Origin of the sequence: Porphyrobacter sp. ULC335, assembly GCF_025917005.1 — a bacterium.
GTDB lineage: Bacteria > Pseudomonadota > Alphaproteobacteria > Sphingomonadales > Sphingomonadaceae > Erythrobacter.
Genome location: NZ_CP078091.1, coordinates 579,504 through 594,248, shown reverse-complemented (window position 1 = coordinate 594,248; position 14,745 = coordinate 579,504). Strand labels below are relative to the sequence as shown.

Sequence of the window (14,745 nt, the reverse complement as noted above, 5' to 3'; positions counted from 1 at the left end):
CAATGCATGGCATTTTCCCTGCCTGAGAGAGGGAGTCTTCCATGACCATTGCCCGAATCATCGCCCAGCGCGGCCCATCCGACATCATCGCCTGCGACGTAGCGACGCCTGTTTCGCAGGTCGTGCAGACCCTCGCCAGCAAACGCATCGGCGCATTGCCGGTGCTGCGTGACGGGCGTGTGGCCGGCATCGTTTCGGAGCGCGACGTGATCTACCGACTCGCCGATCATGGTGGAGCGTGCCTCGACATGCCGGTGGAGCAGATCATGACCTCGCCCGCCGTCACGGTCGAACCCGGCACTACAGTCGACGAGGCGCTGGCCATGATGACCCGTCGCCGGTTCCGCCATTTCCCGGTGGTCGAGGAAGGCACGCTGATCGGCTTCATCTCGATCGGTGACCTCGTGAAGCACAAGATGGACGAGGTGCAGCACGAGGCCGAAGCGCTGCGCAACTATATTCAGGCGGTGTGACGCTTGAGGATCGTCCGGCGAGGCCCTAGATTAGAACCATGACCGCAGAGCCCCTGATCCTCACCCCGTCCGCCGCCAAGCGCATTGCGCTGATTGCGGCCAAGCAATCGCGTCCCGCGATCCTGCGACTGGCGGTCGAAGGCGGGGGCTGTTCGGGCTTCCAGTACAAGTTCGACCTCGCCGACGCGGCGGATTCGGACGACAGCGTCAGCGAAACCGATGGGGTGAAGCTGGTGGTCGACCCGATGAGCCTCGATCTGATTGCGGGAAGCACCGTCGATTTCGTCGAATCGCTGGGCGGCGCGGCCTTCAAGGTCGAAAACCCGCAGGCCGCCGCCGGGTGCGGCTGCGGATCCAGCTTCGGGATTTAGGTTAGACCCGCGCGCGCTTCTGAGGCATCAGGGCGCGCATGAAAATCGCCACCTTCAACATCAACGGGATCAAGGCCCGCCTGCCGCGCCTGCTCGAATGGCTCGAGGAAACCCGCCCCGCGGTCGCCTGCTTGCAGGAGATCAAGTCGCAGGACGATGGCTTCCCCGCCGCCGATTTCGAGGCGATCGGTTATTCCGCGATCTGGCATGGGCAGAAGAGCTTCAACGGGGTCGCCATTCTGGTCGATACCGCCGCGGGCTACACTCTCACCGAGGTGCAGCGCGGACTCGGTATCCCTGGCCCCAACGAAGGTGATGACGAACAGGCCCGCTATCTCGAGGCCGACGTCTCCGGCGTGCGGGTCGCCTGCCTGTACCTGCCCAACGGCAACCCCCATCCGGGGCCGAAATTCACCTACAAGCTGGCGTGGATGGCAAAGCTGCGGGAACGCATGGCCGACATCTGGGCCGAAGAAGTGCCCGCCGTGGTGCTTGGCGATTTCAACGTCATCCCCGAAGATGACGACGTCTGGTCGGTCAAGGCGATGCAGGACGATGCGCTGATGCAGCCCGAAAGCCGCGCCGCCTATGCACGGATGCTGGCAGACGGCTGGACGGACGCCATCCGCACCCACAACCCGCGCGGCGGCGTGTGGACCTATTGGGACTATCAGGCGGGTGCCTGGCAGCGCGACCACGGCTTCCGGATCGACCACATCCTGCTCTCGCCCGAATGCGCCGACCGTCTGGAGGCTTGCGGGGTCGACAAGGCCTATCGCGGCCGGGAAAAGGCCAGCGACCACACGCCGGTTTGGGTGCGGCTTAACACCTGATCCAGCCTTATTGCGCTGACCGGCCCGCAGGGCCGCAAGGGCGACCGCCCGCCCGCAGCCGCTCGCCCGTCAGGGCGAAAAGCGGCGAGGATCACCTATAAAAGATATGCGTGTCGATCTGGGCGAGCCGCGTTTTGGTGTGGCTCCAGCCCGGACGCACGTAGCGGGCGTGGAAGAACACCGCATTGCCCGCTTCGGATTCCCACAGGCCCTTGTGCGCGATCTGCGCGACGGCGACGGCGCGGTTCCAGGCGGCTGATCCTTCGCGCACCTGCGGCATGTGCCGGCCACGCATGAAGGAGAACTGGCCCGGCTGGGCGACCACACCGCAATAGGAGCGGGGGAAGCGGCCGTCCTCGGTGCGGTTGATGATGACCTGCGCCACAGCCAGCTGGCCGGCCAGCGGTTCGCCGCGCGCTTCGAAATATACGGCACCGGCAAGGCAGCGCATCTGTTCGTCCAACGCAGCATCAGTGTCGACCATGCCAACCAGCTCGGACAGCGATCCGGCTTCGGTCAGCGTTGCGGCCGCAGGCGTTGCGTCAGCAAGCGGCTGGACCACTTCCTGCGCGATATAGGTGATGGAATCGGGGACCAACTCGGGCGCATCGACCGTAACGGGGGCGGTGAGCTGGTCAGTCGCGGCTTGCGCCAGCGCGGCGGCGTTACGGCCGCTCGGAAACATCGTGGTTGCGAACGCCACAGCGGCGATCGCAGCAATCGTGGTGGTCTTGCGACTCATGAATTCTACAAATCGGGCGGTGAGCGCGCACAGACGCAGGCGAGAACCTTTTCCAGACCGTTTGAAGGATGTGGGGGGTTCGAAGAAGCCTGCCGGCCGCTCCCCGTCTGCGTGCTGGTCGATACGGCCGAATTGCCGCCCTGCCAGCCTGCGCGAGGAATTGGAGCGGGCCTCTGACGGCGCCTGCCGTTTACGTCAACGCAATTCGTCGAGCTGCGCGACGAACCGTTCAGGATCCGCGATATCCACCTCGATTAGCCACATATCACTGTCTTGATGGCGTCTTCTGGCCAGATATTCGGAAAATTCCTGAGGATTCTCAGGGTTTTCCCGCTTTGCCGCAATAAACTTACGCGATCCGTCAAGTTGCGGCATCCTTTCGTACAGGACACCATCCCTGCCGCGACACAGGGTTACGAGGAGGATCGTCCCGGCATCATGCTCGCCCTTGGCCAGCACCGTGGCAAAGCCACCCCGGGACTCGGCCAGGCGAAGAATCCCGCTCGCCTCGATATGCGCTGGGAGCCTGCCTTCCACGATCAGAGGCCCGAAGGCCCGTCCGCAGCGTAACCCGGCAAGCTCGACAAGGCGATCCGCGAGCGCATGAAGGTGCCCGTGCCGCGCCCGATTTCGTCGCCCTCGCTATCGACCAGCCGCGCTTCGGCGACGAACACGCGGCGGCGGCCGCTCACCCAGCGCCCTTCGGCGGTAACGGTTCCGGCGCGCACCGGCTTGCTGAAGAACAGGTTGAAGCTGGTGGTCAGCAGGAAACGGTCAGTCACCAGCGAGTTGGCGGCATAGAAAGCCGCATCGTCGAGCATCTTGAAATAGATGGTCCCGTGCGCCGCCCCTGCCGCGTGGTAATCTTCCGGCGTGACTGTGAAGGTCAGGCGCGATTGCCCCTCGCCCGGGATATGCAGCGTGCTGGCAAACTTGGCGTTGACCGGCGCGGAGGAATAGAGCCGCTCCAGCGCGCGGTAGTGCTGCTGAGCCCCGGTTTCCGGCACGCCGGCCGAAGCAAATTCATCACTTGCAGGCATTGCTGTTCAGATCGGGTCAGGCCGCGGTGCGCAGGAACTGGTTGGTCAGCAGCGCATAGACCGCCTCGGCATCGGGCGCATCGGCGAGCATCTGCAACGTCGTCTCGTCACGCGTCAGGCGCGAAATTGCGGCGAGAGCGTGGAGGTGGGTCGCCCCGGCATTCTCCGGCGAGACAAGGCCGCACACCAGCGTTACCGGCCGCGCATCGGCAGCGGCAAAATCGATGGGGGTTTCCAGCCGGATCAGCGCGAGGCTGGGACGGCGGACATCCTTGCTGCGGCAGTGCGGGATGGCGACGCCGCGCCCGAAGCCGGTGCTCCCCAGCGCCTCGCGCGCTTCGAGATTTTCCAGCACTTCACTCTCGTCCAGCCCGTAAGCGGTGCTGAGCAGCTGCGCGGTGCGCGCCAGAACCTTCGGCTTGGTATCCAGCCGGGCGAACGCGATCGCCTGCGGTGAGAGAGCGAGGTTGACGTCCATTGTGATAATGATCCCGATTGAATGTGCGCCCGTCTGGCGATGATCCGGTCCGGTCGTCCCCGTTGGGGAGCAGATCGGGGCCGGGGCGGAGCCCCTCCTGCTACCGCCGCCTGAGCTTTCGGATCGGGCCCCCGCCGCAAGGAATTCCCTTACGGCAAGGGCAGATCTGTGCCCTATCTCGGCTCGACCCATCCGATCGAGCCATCGGCACGCCTGTAGACCATATTATGCCGCCCGGTGCCAGCGTTTTTGAAGAACAGCGCGGTGGTGTTCCTGAGGTCCATCATCATCACCGCATCGGCGACGCTGGCGGTGGGAATGTCGACGCGGGTCTCGGCGATCACCAGCGGTGCGTCGGCGACGATTTCCTCTTCCTGGTCCTCTTCGACGGCGAAGATCGTGTAGGCCGCCTCTTCCTCGCCGCGCGCATGATCGGCCTGCTGATGGCGGTCGGTCAGGCGGCGCTTGTAGCGGCGCAGCTGCTTTTCGATCTTGGCGACCGCATCATCGAAGGCAAAGTGCGCGTCCTGCGCGGAGCCTTGCGCCTTGAGGATCAATCCCTGCATCACATGGGTGATGATATCGCAGGTAAAGGCGCCGGCAGGGGCCTTGCCGAAGGTCACGTGCGACGAAAGGGCGCGGTCGAAATACTTGTCGACGATTGCGCCCAACCGGTCAGATGCATGCGCCTGAAGCGCGCTGCCGGTGTCCATCTGGTGGCCAGAAATCCGAATATCCATGTAGTTTAGTCCTCCCGTCGCTGATGAGGATCCCAGTATGAGGAATGGCCGTGCGCCCGGGTTCGGTTGACGTGGTCAACGGGACCAGATTGCGTTGGCTATCCCTGCGATGAATTCGCGGTGGCGTTCCAGCTCCTCCTGGCTGGCAACATGGGGGCGAGGTTCGCGCCGGGGCTTGTCCGTTGCCGGACGGTGCCAGGGCGCATTGGGGGTGGGGTGGGCGAGATCCGCATTGTCTGCCGGTGCATCGACCAGCCCCAGACCGATCTGCCGCCCGCCCGTCAGTTCGACATAGACCTGCGCGAGCAGCTCGGCATCGAGCAGCGCGCCGTGCTTTACGCGGTGGCTGCGGTCGATACCGTAACGGGTGCAAAGTGCGTCCAGCGACAGTTTTGCGCCGGGGTGTTTCTTGCGGGCGATGGCGACGGTGTCGACCATCCGCTCCATGCTGATCGGCGCGCGGCCCGCCAGTTCAAGCTCGTTGTTGAGAAAGCCGAAATCGAACCCGGCATTGTGCGCGACGAGATCGGAATCGCCGAGGAAGTCGAGCAGATCGTCCGCCAGTTCGGCAAAGCGCGGCTTGGTGGCAAGGAAGGCGGCGCTGAGTCCGTGGACCCGCTCGGCCTCGACCGGCATATCGCGATCGGGATTGAAATAAGCGTGGAAGCTGCGGCCCGTTTCCACCCGGCCAATCATTTCGATGCAGCCGATTTCCACCATGCGGTCTCCCGTCTTGGGATCGAGTCCGGTGGTTTCGGTGTCGAAGATGACTTCGCGTGTCTGAAGCGCCATTTGCCGGACTATCCTCCCATGCGGCAGGACTTGCAAGGCCTGCTTGCAATCAAAGTGCAGCAATAAGGGCTGCCACCTGCGCGCGGGTTTCTTCGAGGCTGGTGCCGGTGTCGATCACGTGGTGGGCGCGGTCGCGCTTGTGCGTGTCGTGAAGCTGCAGGCCGAAAATATGCTCGAATTTCTGCGGGGTCATGCCCGGACGAGCGAGCACACGGGCGCGCTGGACATGCTCGGGCGCGGAGACGACGACGATGGTGTCGACCGACTCGTGCCCGCCGCGTTCGAACAAAAGCGGGATGTCGAACACCACGGCGGGCTTGTCGTGATGTTCGGCGAGAAAGCCTGCGCGTTTCGCCGCCACGGCGGGGTGGACGATGGCTTCGAGCCGGGCGAGGGCCTCCTTGTCGCCGAAGACCTGATGGCCGAGCCGGTCACGGTCGACACCTTCGGGGCCGGTCGATCCGGGGAAGGCGGCCTCGATCGCGGGGACAAGTTCGCCGCCTGGCCCCTGCATCGCTCGCACTGCGGCATCGGCGTCGAACACCGGAATGCCGGCCTCGGCAAACATCGCAGCGACGGTCGATTTGCCCATGCCGATGCTGCCGGTGAGGCCGATGATTTTCGGGCGGGTCATGATGTTAGCAGCGCCCGCAATTCGGCATCATGTTCGCGCGGCGTGGCTGCACCGAAGAACCTCTCGAAGGCGACCGCCGCCTGCCCGATCAGCATCGAGAGCCCGTCGATAGTGCGGTGTCCTTTGGCCCGCGCACCTTCAAGGAAGGGCGTATCAAGCGGCGCGGTGACGATGTCATAGGCGATGCTGCCGGGCGGGGCATGGCTCCAGTCGAAGGCGAGCGGCGGCTGCCCCTGCATCCCGAGGCTGGAGGCGTTGATCACCAGATCGAGGCACCCCTCGCGGTCATCGAAGGCAAAATCGGTCGGGTCGGCGAAGTGCGACAGGTGGATGGCGTGGTGCTCCCCCTTGGGTGCGAGCTCATCGAGCAGGGCGCGCGCCTTGTCCGGATCGCGGCCCGCGACCACCAGCGTGAAGCCCTTGTCGGCCAGCGCGGTGATAATCGCCCGCGCCGCGCCGCCGGTGCCGATGATCCGGGCCATGCGGTAATAGTGCGTCTCTGCCAGATCGGCTTTGAGCGGCTCCAGAAACCCGCTTGCATCGGTGTTGGTACCCGCTAGCCCGCTCTCGACCCCCTTCAGCACCGTGTTCACCGCCCCTATCGCACCGGCAGCGGAGTCGATCCGGTCGAGATGCGGCATCACCGCCTGCTTGTGCGGCATGGTGACATTGCACCCGCGCCACAGCGGGTCCTGCCGGCGTTCGGCCAGATAGTCGGCAAGTTGGTCGGGTCGCACATGCGCCGCGCGGTAATCAGCCTCGATCCCCAGCTTCCCGAGCCAGAAACCGTGGATTTTCGGGGATTTGGACTGCGCGATCGGATCGCCGATCACCTCGGCATAGGGGATGGTCATGCGATCAGCACCCCTTCCTCGCGCAGCGCGCCGAGCAGGGGAAGCAGCGGCATCCCGAGCACGGTGAACTGGTCACCCTCGATCGCTTCGAACAGCTGCACCCCCGGCCCCTCGATCCGGAAGGCCCCTACGGTGTGGCCGATCTCCGGCCATTCAAGCGTTAGATAATGTTCGATAAATGCGTCGGACAATTCGCGCACATGCAGCCGCGCGATGCTGGCGTAGCTCCATTCGCACCCCGCGTCCCTGACCAGCGCGGCGGCGCTGTGGAGCTCCATCACCTTGCCGGAGAAGAACCGCAGATGCTCCCCCGCTTCCTCGCGGCTGCGCGGCTTGTCGAACCGCCGTCCGGCAGCGACCACCAGAGAATCCGACCCAAGAACAAGCGCTTGCGGATGCAGCGCTGCGACCGCCGCCGCCTTGGCGACCGCCAGCGCCTCGGCCACTTCGGCGGGCGAGGCACCCGCCAAACCGGCCTCCACCGCGCGTTCGTCGATATCGGCGGGGACGCTTTCGTAAGTGACACCTGCCGCATCGAGCATGGCGCGGCGCGAAGCGGATTTGCTGGCGAGGATCAATGTCATATCGGCTTACCCACCCCGCCTTCGCTCGCCGGCTTGCGCTCGCGCTCCTGCGCCAGGCGGATAATGGCCGCGGCGGTTTCCTCGATCGAGCGGCGGGTCACGTCGATCACCGGCCAGCCATTGTCGCCGAACATCCGGCGCGCAAATTGCAGCTCGGCCTTGACGCGGTCATTGTCGACATAGGCGGTCTCTGTCGCTTCGTTGAGGGATAACAGCCGGTTGCGACGGATCTGGATGAGACGCTCGGGCGAGGTCGTCAGCCCGACCACCAGCGGGTGCCGCAGCCGGTAGAGTGTCTGCGGCGGGGGGCTTTCCACCACCAGCGGAATATTGGCGACCTTGTAGCCGCGATTGGCGAGGTAGATCGAGGTCGGCGTCTTGGACGAGCGCGAGACCCCGACAAGGAGGATATCGGCTTCCTCCCAATCCTCATGCGCCAGACCGTCATCATGGGCGATGGTGTACTGGATGGCATCGACGCGCTTGAAATAGTTCTCGTCCATCATGTGCTGGCGGCCCGGCCGGCCATGCGCTTCCTGGCCGAGCTGCGCTTCCAGTGCGGCGGTCACCTGATCGAGCACCGGCACCGCGGGCAGGCCGAGATGGCGGCAATGCTCCTCCAGCCGCTTGCGGGTTTCGGGGTTCACCAGCGTGTAGAACACCAGCCCGGGATGCGCGGCGAGATCGGGGACGATCCGGTCGAGATGCTGCAAGGACCGCACCATCGGCCAGAAATGGCGGTTCACGCTCGGGTTATCGAACTGCGCCAGCGCCGCCTTGGCAATCATTTCCAGCGTCTCGCCGGTCGAATCCGATACAAGGTGCAGGTTGAGTCGGTTCATTGCCAATTGATCCCGGCGCGCCTGTGGACAGAAGGGGGCATAAACCACGGGAGGGGGAAGCGGACAAGCTGGGGAGCAATTTTCCTCCCCGCTACCGGCCTTTTCCTCGGGGTATTTGCCCACATGGGACAAGTTTTGTCGACAGTCTGTGAAGAGTGGGGATAAAGCTGGCTTGACGTCCAATCCATGCGGATTCGGTGGGGGCTTGGGAAGACAGGTGAGGTGGGGGTAATCCGGCAAGGCCCGGTAATTCCCGCTTTCCACAGGGCCAACAGACTCCATCAATCCTTTTATAATTTGATTTGTTTTGTCTAAAGGAACCCTATGCCCGGTCCGCTTCTCGATACGCTCAAAGGTGTCCGTCAGGACGTTGCCCCCGTCTGGCTGATGCGCCAAGCCGGGCGCTATCTTCCTGAATACCGGGAACTTCGCGCCGAAAAGGGCGGGTTCCTCGAGCTGGTTTACGACAGTGAGGCGGCGGCTGAAATCACCGTGCAGCCGATCCGGCGCTTCGGGTTTGATGGCGCGATCCTGTTCTCCGATATCCTGATCGTGCCGCACGCGATGGGGCAGGGGCTGACCTTCGCGGCGGGTGAAGGCCCGCACCTTGCGCCGACGCTGCTGGAGGTTGGACTCGACTCGTTCACGCAGGCTTTCGAGCGGTTCGAGCCGGTTTACGAGACCGTGCGCCTGACCCGCCAGCAGATTGGCCCGGCGGTGACCATGCTGGGCTTTGCGGGGAGCCCCTGGACGGTCGCGACCTATATGATCGCGGGCGAAGGCTCCAAGGATCAGGGCCCGGCGCGGTTGCTCGCCTATCGCGATCCGGCCCACATGCAGGCGATCATCGATGCGATCATCGATGTTTCGGTGACCTATCTGCGCGGCCAGATCGATGCGGGCGCAGAAGCGGTGCAGCTGTTCGACAGCTGGGCTGGCAGTCTTGCGCCCGACCAGTTCGAAAAGTGGGTGATTGCGCCGAATGCCGCGATCACCGCCAAGCTCAAGGAAACGCACCCGGACACGCCGGTCATCGGCTTCCCCAAGGGCGCGGGCGCGAAGCTGCCCGCCTATGCCCGCGAGACGGGCGTGGATGCGGTGGGTCTCGACGAGACGCTCGATCCTGCATGGGCCCATGCCAGCCTGCCGCAAGGCATGCCGGTGCAGGGCAACTTCGATCCGCTGTTGCTTGAGGCTGGCGGCCCTGCCGTGGCCGCGCGGGTCAAGACCATCATCGCCGCCTTCGAGGATCGTCCGCATGTCTTCAACCTCGGCCATGGGATCGGCCAGTTCACGCCGATTTCGCACGTCGAGGAACTGCTCGCAGCCCTAAGAGGTTGATCTGATGCAAGAACTGCTCTCCTCGATTTACCTGTTCCTCAAATCGGGCCACGTGATTTTCATGGTGTTCTGGCTGGCGGGGCTATTCATGCTGCCGCGCCAGTGCATCTACATGCTCGACCATGAACCCAAATCTGCGGGGGAGGCCAAGTGGGCGACCCGCATGGGCAAGCTGCGCGCGATCATCCTCACGCCGAGCATGATCATCGTCTGGGTGCTGGGGCTGTCGATGGCCTGGTCGGGCGGGTGGTTCAGTGAAGGCTGGCTCCACGCCAAGCTGACGCTGGTGCTGATCATGACCGGCTATCACGGCTGGCTGGTGGGCCAGACCAAGAAGATGGCACGGGGCGAGCGTCCTCTGACCGAAAAGCAGCTGCGCATGATCGGCGAAGTGCCGGGCCTGCTGCTGGTGCTGATCGTGGTGCTGGTTTACCTCAAGCCGTTCTGACGGTTTCAAACACGGGCGCGCGCCGCCGCAATCGCCGATTGACCTGACGGGCGCGCGCTCCTATTTCCTCCTGACCTATCCGGTTGCCGGAGCGCCAATCCGCTTCGCCACGGTCTGCTTTCTCCAAGCCCAGCCCTGACACATCGGGGCGCCGCCACCTTCACGGCGGTACTGACCATCCGGCCACTCCTGACTTTCGGAAATACAAAAATGCATCTCAAGGACCTCAAGCGAAAGACCCCGGCCGAATTGGTCGCAATGGCGGAAGAACTCGGCGTCGAAGGCGCTTCGACCATGCGCCGCCAGGATCTGCTGTTCAGCATCCTGCGCGAACTGGCCGAGGACGAGGAATACGAAGAAAAGATCATGGGCATCGGCACCATCGAGGTGCTGCAGGACGGTTTCGGCTTCCTGCGCTCGCCCGAGGCGAATTACCTTGCCGGGCCGGACGATATCTATGTCTCGCCCAACCAGGTGCGCCGCTGGGGCCTGCGCACCGGTGACACCGTCGAAGGCGAGATCCGCGCACCGCGTGAAGGTGAACGCTATTTTGCGCTGACCACCCTCACCAAGGTCAATTTCGACGATCCCGACGCAGTCCGTCTGCGCACCAATTTCGACAACCTGACGCCGCTTTATCCGGACCAGAAGCTCAACCTCGACACCCTCGATCCGACGGTGAAGGACAAGAGCGCGCGGGTGATCGACATCATCGCCCCGCAGGGCAAGGGCCAGCGCGCGCTGATCGTCGCCCCGCCGCGCACCGGTAAGACCGTGCTGCTGCAGAACATCGCCAAGGCGATCACCGACAACCATCCCGAGGTGTTCCTGATCGTCCTGCTGGTGGACGAACGCCCCGAGGAAGTCACCGACATGCAGCGTTCGGTGAAGGGTGAGGTGATCTCCTCGACCTTCGACGAACCCGCCAACCGTCACGTTCAAGTCGCTGAAATGGTGATCGAAAAGGCCAAACGCCTGGTCGAGCACAAGCATGACGTGGTGATCCTGCTCGACTCCATCACCCGCCTCGGCCGCGCCTACAACACCGTTGTGCCGTCCTCGGGCAAGGTGCTGACCGGCGGTGTAGACGCTAACGCGCTCCAGCGCCCGAAGCGCTTCTTCGGCGCCGCGCGGAACATCGAGGAAGGTGGCTCCCTGTCCATCATCGCTACCGCGCTGATCGACACCGGCAGCCGCATGGATGAAGTCATCTTCGAAGAGTTCAAGGGCACCGGTAACTCGGAAATCGTCCTCGATCGCAAGGTGTCCGACAAGCGCATCTTCCCCGCGCTGGATGTCGGCAAGTCCGGCACCCGCAAGGAAGAACTGCTGGTCCAGAAGGACAACCTCAGCAAGATGTGGGTGCTGCGCCGCATCCTGATGCAGATGGGCACCGTAGATGCGATGGAGTTCCTGCTCGACAAGATGAAGGATTCCAAGACCAACGAGGACTTCTTCGCCACGATGAATCAATAGTTTGCCCTGCCAAGCGGGCCATGGGGTCGGCCCGCGCGGACAGGATTGAAGGACAGGACGGGATTCGTGCTCAGCCAGTATCTCTATATCAGCACCGCGCCGACCCTGCCGCGCGAGGAGGTGGACGCCATCCTCGCCGCGAGCGCGCGCAACAACCCGGCACGCGGTATCACCGGGCTGCTGCTGTTCAACGGTCGCAACTTCCTCCAGCTGCTTGAAGGCGAGGAGGGCGAGGTTTCGTCGCTGATGGAGACCATCACCGCCGATCCGCGCCACGCCGGGGTGTCAGTGCTCGATCGCCGCGCGATCGCGGCGCGTGCCTGCCCGGATTGGGCGATGAAGCGCGTGATGATCGCCGAGAGCATCGAGAGCCGCCGCGACATGCTCGAGCGTGATCTGCCGCAGGATCTCGATCCCGATGTGCGCAAGATGATCGTCAATTTCGCGGTTCTGAACTGACGTCTAGCGTAAATCCCTTAGGCAGGGGCAACCGGCTTTCAGACCTTCATGCGCTAGACAGGGCCCCGACTATTTGGGGGACCGCAATTGCGCAGGATCATTTATCGCAGCTTCGCTTCACCCGATCTGGACCGGGTTGAAATGTTCAGGCTCGTCTACCAGGCCCGCGTCGCCAATGAGGCGCGGGGGCTGGGTGGTTTCCTTGTGCATATTGATGACCGCATCCTCCAAGTGCTCGAAGGCCCGACGTGGAAGCTGGTCGCCACTTTCGAGAACATCCGCCGCGATCCGCGCCACAGATGCGTCGAGGTGCTCGACGAGCGCCTGATTCCCGAACCCGCCTTTGGCGGCTGGCGGATGCGTTATTTCGATGGCCGCAACATCCCCCGGATGCTGGCGCAGATGAACGAGGGAGCGGGTGGGGATGTACCGCGGCTGGTGCGCGAGGCTGTGCTCGATTTCCTCGGCCCCGATCTGATCCGTCCGATTGTGGAGTCCTTCGTGACTGCCGCTCCGGCGGGGGTCAGCCCTTCGCTGTCTGAAGCTGCGCAGCCATCATCTCCCAGACCTTGTTGATCGCCTTCAAGGGACGAACCATAACCTTGAAATCGCTGATCTTTCCGTCTTGATTGAAGCGGATGATATCGACCCCGTTGATGCTGATTCCGTCGAGTTCGGTAACGAATTCGAGCATCATGTCGTCCCCGTCCACCAGCTCGCGGACATAGTGGAAGCTGTCGTTCCCCAGCACATGGCTGGCGGCGACGAGATAGGCCATCACCACGGGCTTGCCCGCCTGCGGGGTATGCACCACCGGCGAATGGAACACCGCGTCATCGGCGAGCAGGTCTGACAACACGGCAGGATCGGCGCCGCCCATCATGTATTCGTGCCACCGGGCGAGGCCTGCGTGTCCTGAACTCATTATCGTCCCCCTGTCTACCGATCCGGACCGGCCACCAGCCACCCGAGCAATTCGTCCCCGCTGGGCGATTCCTCCAGCGCCAGTGGCGGGCTGGGCTTCTTGCGGCGCTTCTCGTCGACCTTGGCATAGGCGGCATCTCCGCCGCCGGTGTTGAGCTGCAAGGTGCGGGTGACAAGATCGCCGGTCAGCAGGTTCCAGCTCGCCTCGCGCCCATCATGCGCGAAGGTGCGACTGTAGAGCGTCGCATCCAGGCCGATCAGCATCATCACCCCCTGCGTGCTGTCCCAGCGGAAGCGGTGGGTGGACGCGACCGCGGTGGTGCCGCCGGTCAATTCCTCAAGCACCAGCACCTTGCCCCGCAAATTGCCCTTTACGGCAAGCGCCGCATCGGCGAGCGGGTAGGCATCGAGCGCGAGGATCTGCACGGGATTTTCGCCGAAGTCAGTCTCGTTGACATAGCTTGTCACCACCCGCAGCTCGCGCGCATCCTCCTTCGCCGCAACATAGGCAAGATCGGGATTGCCATCGCCGTTGAAGTCGGCGCGAAGCTCCACCTCGATGGTCTCGCCCGCGTTTAAAAACGCCTGCGGCCCCTCCTGTGCGGCGACGGGAGAGGCGGCCAGCGCGAGCGCGAGGAGGGCAAGGCGGCTCATCCCAGATGTTCTGAGAAGAAGGCGGCGGTGCGCCCATCGGCGAGGTTCGCAGCGTCCTCCTGACGGCGCTTGCCGTGCTCGGTGGCAAAGCCGTGGTCCAGGCCCTCGTAATCGTGCAGCGTCACCTTGGGGTGATCGTCCAGCCCCGCGTGCATGGCGTCCTGTGTTTCACGTGGAACAAAGCCATCATTCGTCGGGATGTGCAGCATCAGCGGATGGGCGATGGCGTGCTTCTCGTTCAGCAGGCCATCAATGCCGACCCCGTAATATCCGACCGACGCGTCGATATCGGTGCGCGCCGCGGTCATATAGGCGAGCCTTCCGCCAAGGCAGTATCCGACGCAGCCCACTTTCGCCACGCCGAGGGTGCGGCGGATGTGATGGATGGTCGCCTCGATATCGCGGATGCCGGCGTCCTGGTCGAATTCCCCGAACAGGCCAAGCGCGCGCTGGAATTCCGGCTCGACATCGGGATCGAGCACGATGCCCGGCTCGATCCGCCAGAACAGATCGGGCGCGACGGCCAGATAGCCCTCGGCCGCCAGCTTGTCGCACTTCTGGCGGATGCCGGGGTTCACCCCGAAGATCTCCTGAATGACGATGATCGCCCCGCGCGGCGTGCCCACGGGCTGCGCGACATAGGCGCCGAAGCTGGCGTCACCTTCTAGCGTGGGGATGGTGGCATTGAGGCTCATGGGGTGTCTCTCTCGTGGTTCGCAAGGCTTGCCACGTGGTCTATCTCTTGCCTTGCTCGGCTGCCAAGCCCAAATGAGTGAGGTGAGCGGGAGAGGAGACCAGCCCCATGAAGATCAACATCGAAATCGAATGCACGCCCGAGGAGGCCCGCAGCTTCATGGGCCTGCCCGATGTCAGCGTGGCCAATAATGTCTATGTCGAGAATATAGCCAAGGCGATGCAGGGCATCTCCAATCCTGACCAGTTGCAGCAATATGCCTCGGCCCTCGCGCCGATGGGGCAGGTGGGGCTGAAGCTGTTCCAGAGCTTTGTCGAAGGCGGGATGAAGGCCGCCCAGGGCGGATCGAAGCCCTCCGAATAGATC

Annotated in this window: 22 protein-coding genes; 9 read left to right on the top strand and 13 right to left on the bottom strand. The window is 63.9% G+C overall.

What is annotated here, in order from left to right:
* Positions 1 to 41 precede the first annotated feature (41 nt).
* The 3 genes from KVF90_RS02855 to xth are packed head-to-tail and all read left to right on the top strand — an operon-like array spanning position 42 to position 1,677.
* On the top strand, positions 42 to 473 hold the full coding sequence (locus KVF90_RS02855) for a CBS domain-containing protein (RefSeq protein WP_264393339.1): 432 nt from the start codon (positions 42 to 44) through the stop codon (positions 471 to 473).
* 38 nt (positions 474 to 511) lie between these two features.
* The gene (gene erpA / locus KVF90_RS02850) at positions 512 to 844 is read left to right on the top strand and encodes an iron-sulfur cluster insertion protein ErpA (RefSeq protein ID WP_264393338.1); all 333 of its coding nucleotides are present in this window, start codon (positions 512 to 514) and stop codon (positions 842 to 844) included.
* 38 nt (positions 845 to 882) lie between these two features.
* A complete protein-coding gene (gene xth / locus KVF90_RS02845; RefSeq protein WP_264393337.1) occupies positions 883 to 1,677 on the top strand; it encodes an exodeoxyribonuclease III in 795 nt (264 codons plus the stop codon).
* Positions 1,678 to 1,768: 91 nt separating this feature from the next.
* Here the strand turns inward: xth and KVF90_RS02840 are convergent, their stop codons facing one another.
* From KVF90_RS02840 to KVF90_RS02795, 10 genes are all read right to left on the bottom strand, one after another.
* Positions 1,769 to 2,419, bottom strand: coding sequence for a cell wall hydrolase (locus KVF90_RS02840; protein WP_264393336.1), 651 nt, complete (start codon positions 2,417 to 2,419; stop codon positions 1,769 to 1,771).
* A gap of 195 nt (positions 2,420 to 2,614) precedes the next feature.
* Positions 2,615 to 2,956, bottom strand: coding sequence for a DUF1491 family protein (locus tag KVF90_RS02835; RefSeq protein ID WP_264393335.1), 342 nt, complete (start codon positions 2,954 to 2,956; stop codon positions 2,615 to 2,617).
* Positions 2,957 to 2,958: 2 nt separating this feature from the next.
* A complete protein-coding gene (locus KVF90_RS02830) occupies positions 2,959 to 3,459 on the bottom strand; it encodes a PaaI family thioesterase (RefSeq protein WP_264393334.1) in 501 nt (166 codons plus the stop codon).
* A 16-nt stretch (positions 3,460 to 3,475) separates the two neighbouring features.
* Positions 3,476 to 3,937: a PTS sugar transporter subunit IIA gene (locus KVF90_RS02825; protein WP_264393333.1), complete on the bottom strand. Its 462-nt coding sequence runs from the start codon at positions 3,935 to 3,937 to the stop codon at positions 3,476 to 3,478.
* A 173-nt stretch (positions 3,938 to 4,110) separates the two neighbouring features.
* The gene (gene hpf / locus KVF90_RS02820; protein ID WP_264393332.1) at positions 4,111 to 4,677 is read right to left on the bottom strand and encodes a ribosome hibernation-promoting factor, HPF/YfiA family; all 567 of its coding nucleotides are present in this window, start codon (positions 4,675 to 4,677) and stop codon (positions 4,111 to 4,113) included.
* A 75-nt stretch (positions 4,678 to 4,752) separates the two neighbouring features.
* On the bottom strand, positions 4,753 to 5,469 hold the full coding sequence (gene dnaQ, locus KVF90_RS02815; protein ID WP_264393331.1) for a DNA polymerase III subunit epsilon: 717 nt from the start codon (positions 5,467 to 5,469) through the stop codon (positions 4,753 to 4,755).
* A gap of 49 nt (positions 5,470 to 5,518) precedes the next feature.
* Positions 5,519 to 6,103: a dephospho-CoA kinase gene (gene coaE, locus KVF90_RS02810; RefSeq protein WP_264393330.1), complete on the bottom strand. Its 585-nt coding sequence runs from the start codon at positions 6,101 to 6,103 to the stop codon at positions 5,519 to 5,521.
* On the bottom strand, positions 6,100 to 6,957 hold the full coding sequence (aroE, locus tag KVF90_RS02805; RefSeq protein WP_264393329.1) for a shikimate dehydrogenase: 858 nt from the start codon (positions 6,955 to 6,957) through the stop codon (positions 6,100 to 6,102). Before aroE ends, coaE begins: the two co-directional genes overlap by 4 nt.
* Entirely contained in the window at positions 6,954 to 7,541 is a 588-nt protein-coding gene (locus KVF90_RS02800; RefSeq protein ID WP_264393328.1) for a Maf family nucleotide pyrophosphatase, read from the bottom strand. Before KVF90_RS02800 ends, aroE begins: the two co-directional genes overlap by 4 nt.
* On the bottom strand, positions 7,538 to 8,383 hold the full coding sequence (locus tag KVF90_RS02795) for a pyruvate, water dikinase regulatory protein (protein WP_264393327.1): 846 nt from the start codon (positions 8,381 to 8,383) through the stop codon (positions 7,538 to 7,540). Before KVF90_RS02795 ends, KVF90_RS02800 begins: the two co-directional genes overlap by 4 nt.
* Before the next feature lie 324 nt (positions 8,384 to 8,707).
* Here KVF90_RS02795 and hemE point away from each other — a divergent pair, with 324 nt between their 5' ends.
* The 5 genes from hemE (at position 8,708) to KVF90_RS02770 (ending at position 12,683) form a co-directional block, all read left to right on the top strand.
* The gene (hemE, locus tag KVF90_RS02790) at positions 8,708 to 9,724 is read left to right on the top strand and encodes a uroporphyrinogen decarboxylase (RefSeq protein WP_264393326.1); all 1,017 of its coding nucleotides are present in this window, start codon (positions 8,708 to 8,710) and stop codon (positions 9,722 to 9,724) included.
* A gap of 4 nt (positions 9,725 to 9,728) precedes the next feature.
* Entirely contained in the window at positions 9,729 to 10,172 is a 444-nt protein-coding gene (locus tag KVF90_RS02785) for a CopD family protein (RefSeq protein ID WP_264393325.1), read from the top strand.
* 210 nt (positions 10,173 to 10,382) lie between these two features.
* Positions 10,383 to 11,648 (top strand): transcription termination factor Rho, encoded by a 1,266-nt coding sequence (gene rho / locus KVF90_RS02780; RefSeq protein ID WP_264393324.1) that lies wholly within the window; start codon positions 10,383 to 10,385, stop codon positions 11,646 to 11,648.
* Positions 11,649 to 11,714: 66 nt separating this feature from the next.
* Positions 11,715 to 12,107, top strand: coding sequence for a BLUF domain-containing protein (locus tag KVF90_RS02775; RefSeq protein WP_264393323.1), 393 nt, complete (start codon positions 11,715 to 11,717; stop codon positions 12,105 to 12,107).
* Positions 12,108 to 12,194: 87 nt separating this feature from the next.
* Positions 12,195 to 12,683, top strand: a complete 489-nt coding sequence (locus KVF90_RS02770) for a BLUF domain-containing protein (protein WP_264393322.1) — start codon at positions 12,195 to 12,197, stop codon at positions 12,681 to 12,683.
* Here KVF90_RS02770 and KVF90_RS02765 read toward each other — a convergent pair.
* From KVF90_RS02765 to KVF90_RS02755, 3 genes are read right to left on the bottom strand one after another with little or no spacing between them, the layout of a single operon-like run.
* A complete protein-coding gene (locus KVF90_RS02765; RefSeq protein WP_264393321.1) occupies positions 12,631 to 13,032 on the bottom strand; it encodes a nuclear transport factor 2 family protein in 402 nt (133 codons plus the stop codon). The two genes, KVF90_RS02770 and KVF90_RS02765, sit on opposite strands and share 53 nt — an antisense overlap.
* A gap of 14 nt (positions 13,033 to 13,046) precedes the next feature.
* Positions 13,047 to 13,685, bottom strand: a complete 639-nt coding sequence (locus tag KVF90_RS02760) for a hypothetical protein (RefSeq protein ID WP_264393320.1) — start codon at positions 13,683 to 13,685, stop codon at positions 13,047 to 13,049.
* On the bottom strand, positions 13,682 to 14,380 hold the full coding sequence (locus KVF90_RS02755; protein ID WP_264393319.1) for a dienelactone hydrolase family protein: 699 nt from the start codon (positions 14,378 to 14,380) through the stop codon (positions 13,682 to 13,684). The genes KVF90_RS02760 and KVF90_RS02755 overlap by 4 nt, the downstream gene beginning before the upstream one ends.
* Before the next feature lie 107 nt (positions 14,381 to 14,487).
* Here KVF90_RS02755 and KVF90_RS02750 point away from each other — a divergent pair, with 107 nt between their 5' ends.
* Positions 14,488 to 14,742: a DUF6489 family protein gene (locus tag KVF90_RS02750; protein ID WP_264393318.1), complete on the top strand. Its 255-nt coding sequence runs from the start codon at positions 14,488 to 14,490 to the stop codon at positions 14,740 to 14,742.
* The last annotated feature ends 3 nt before the right edge of the window (positions 14,743 to 14,745 follow it).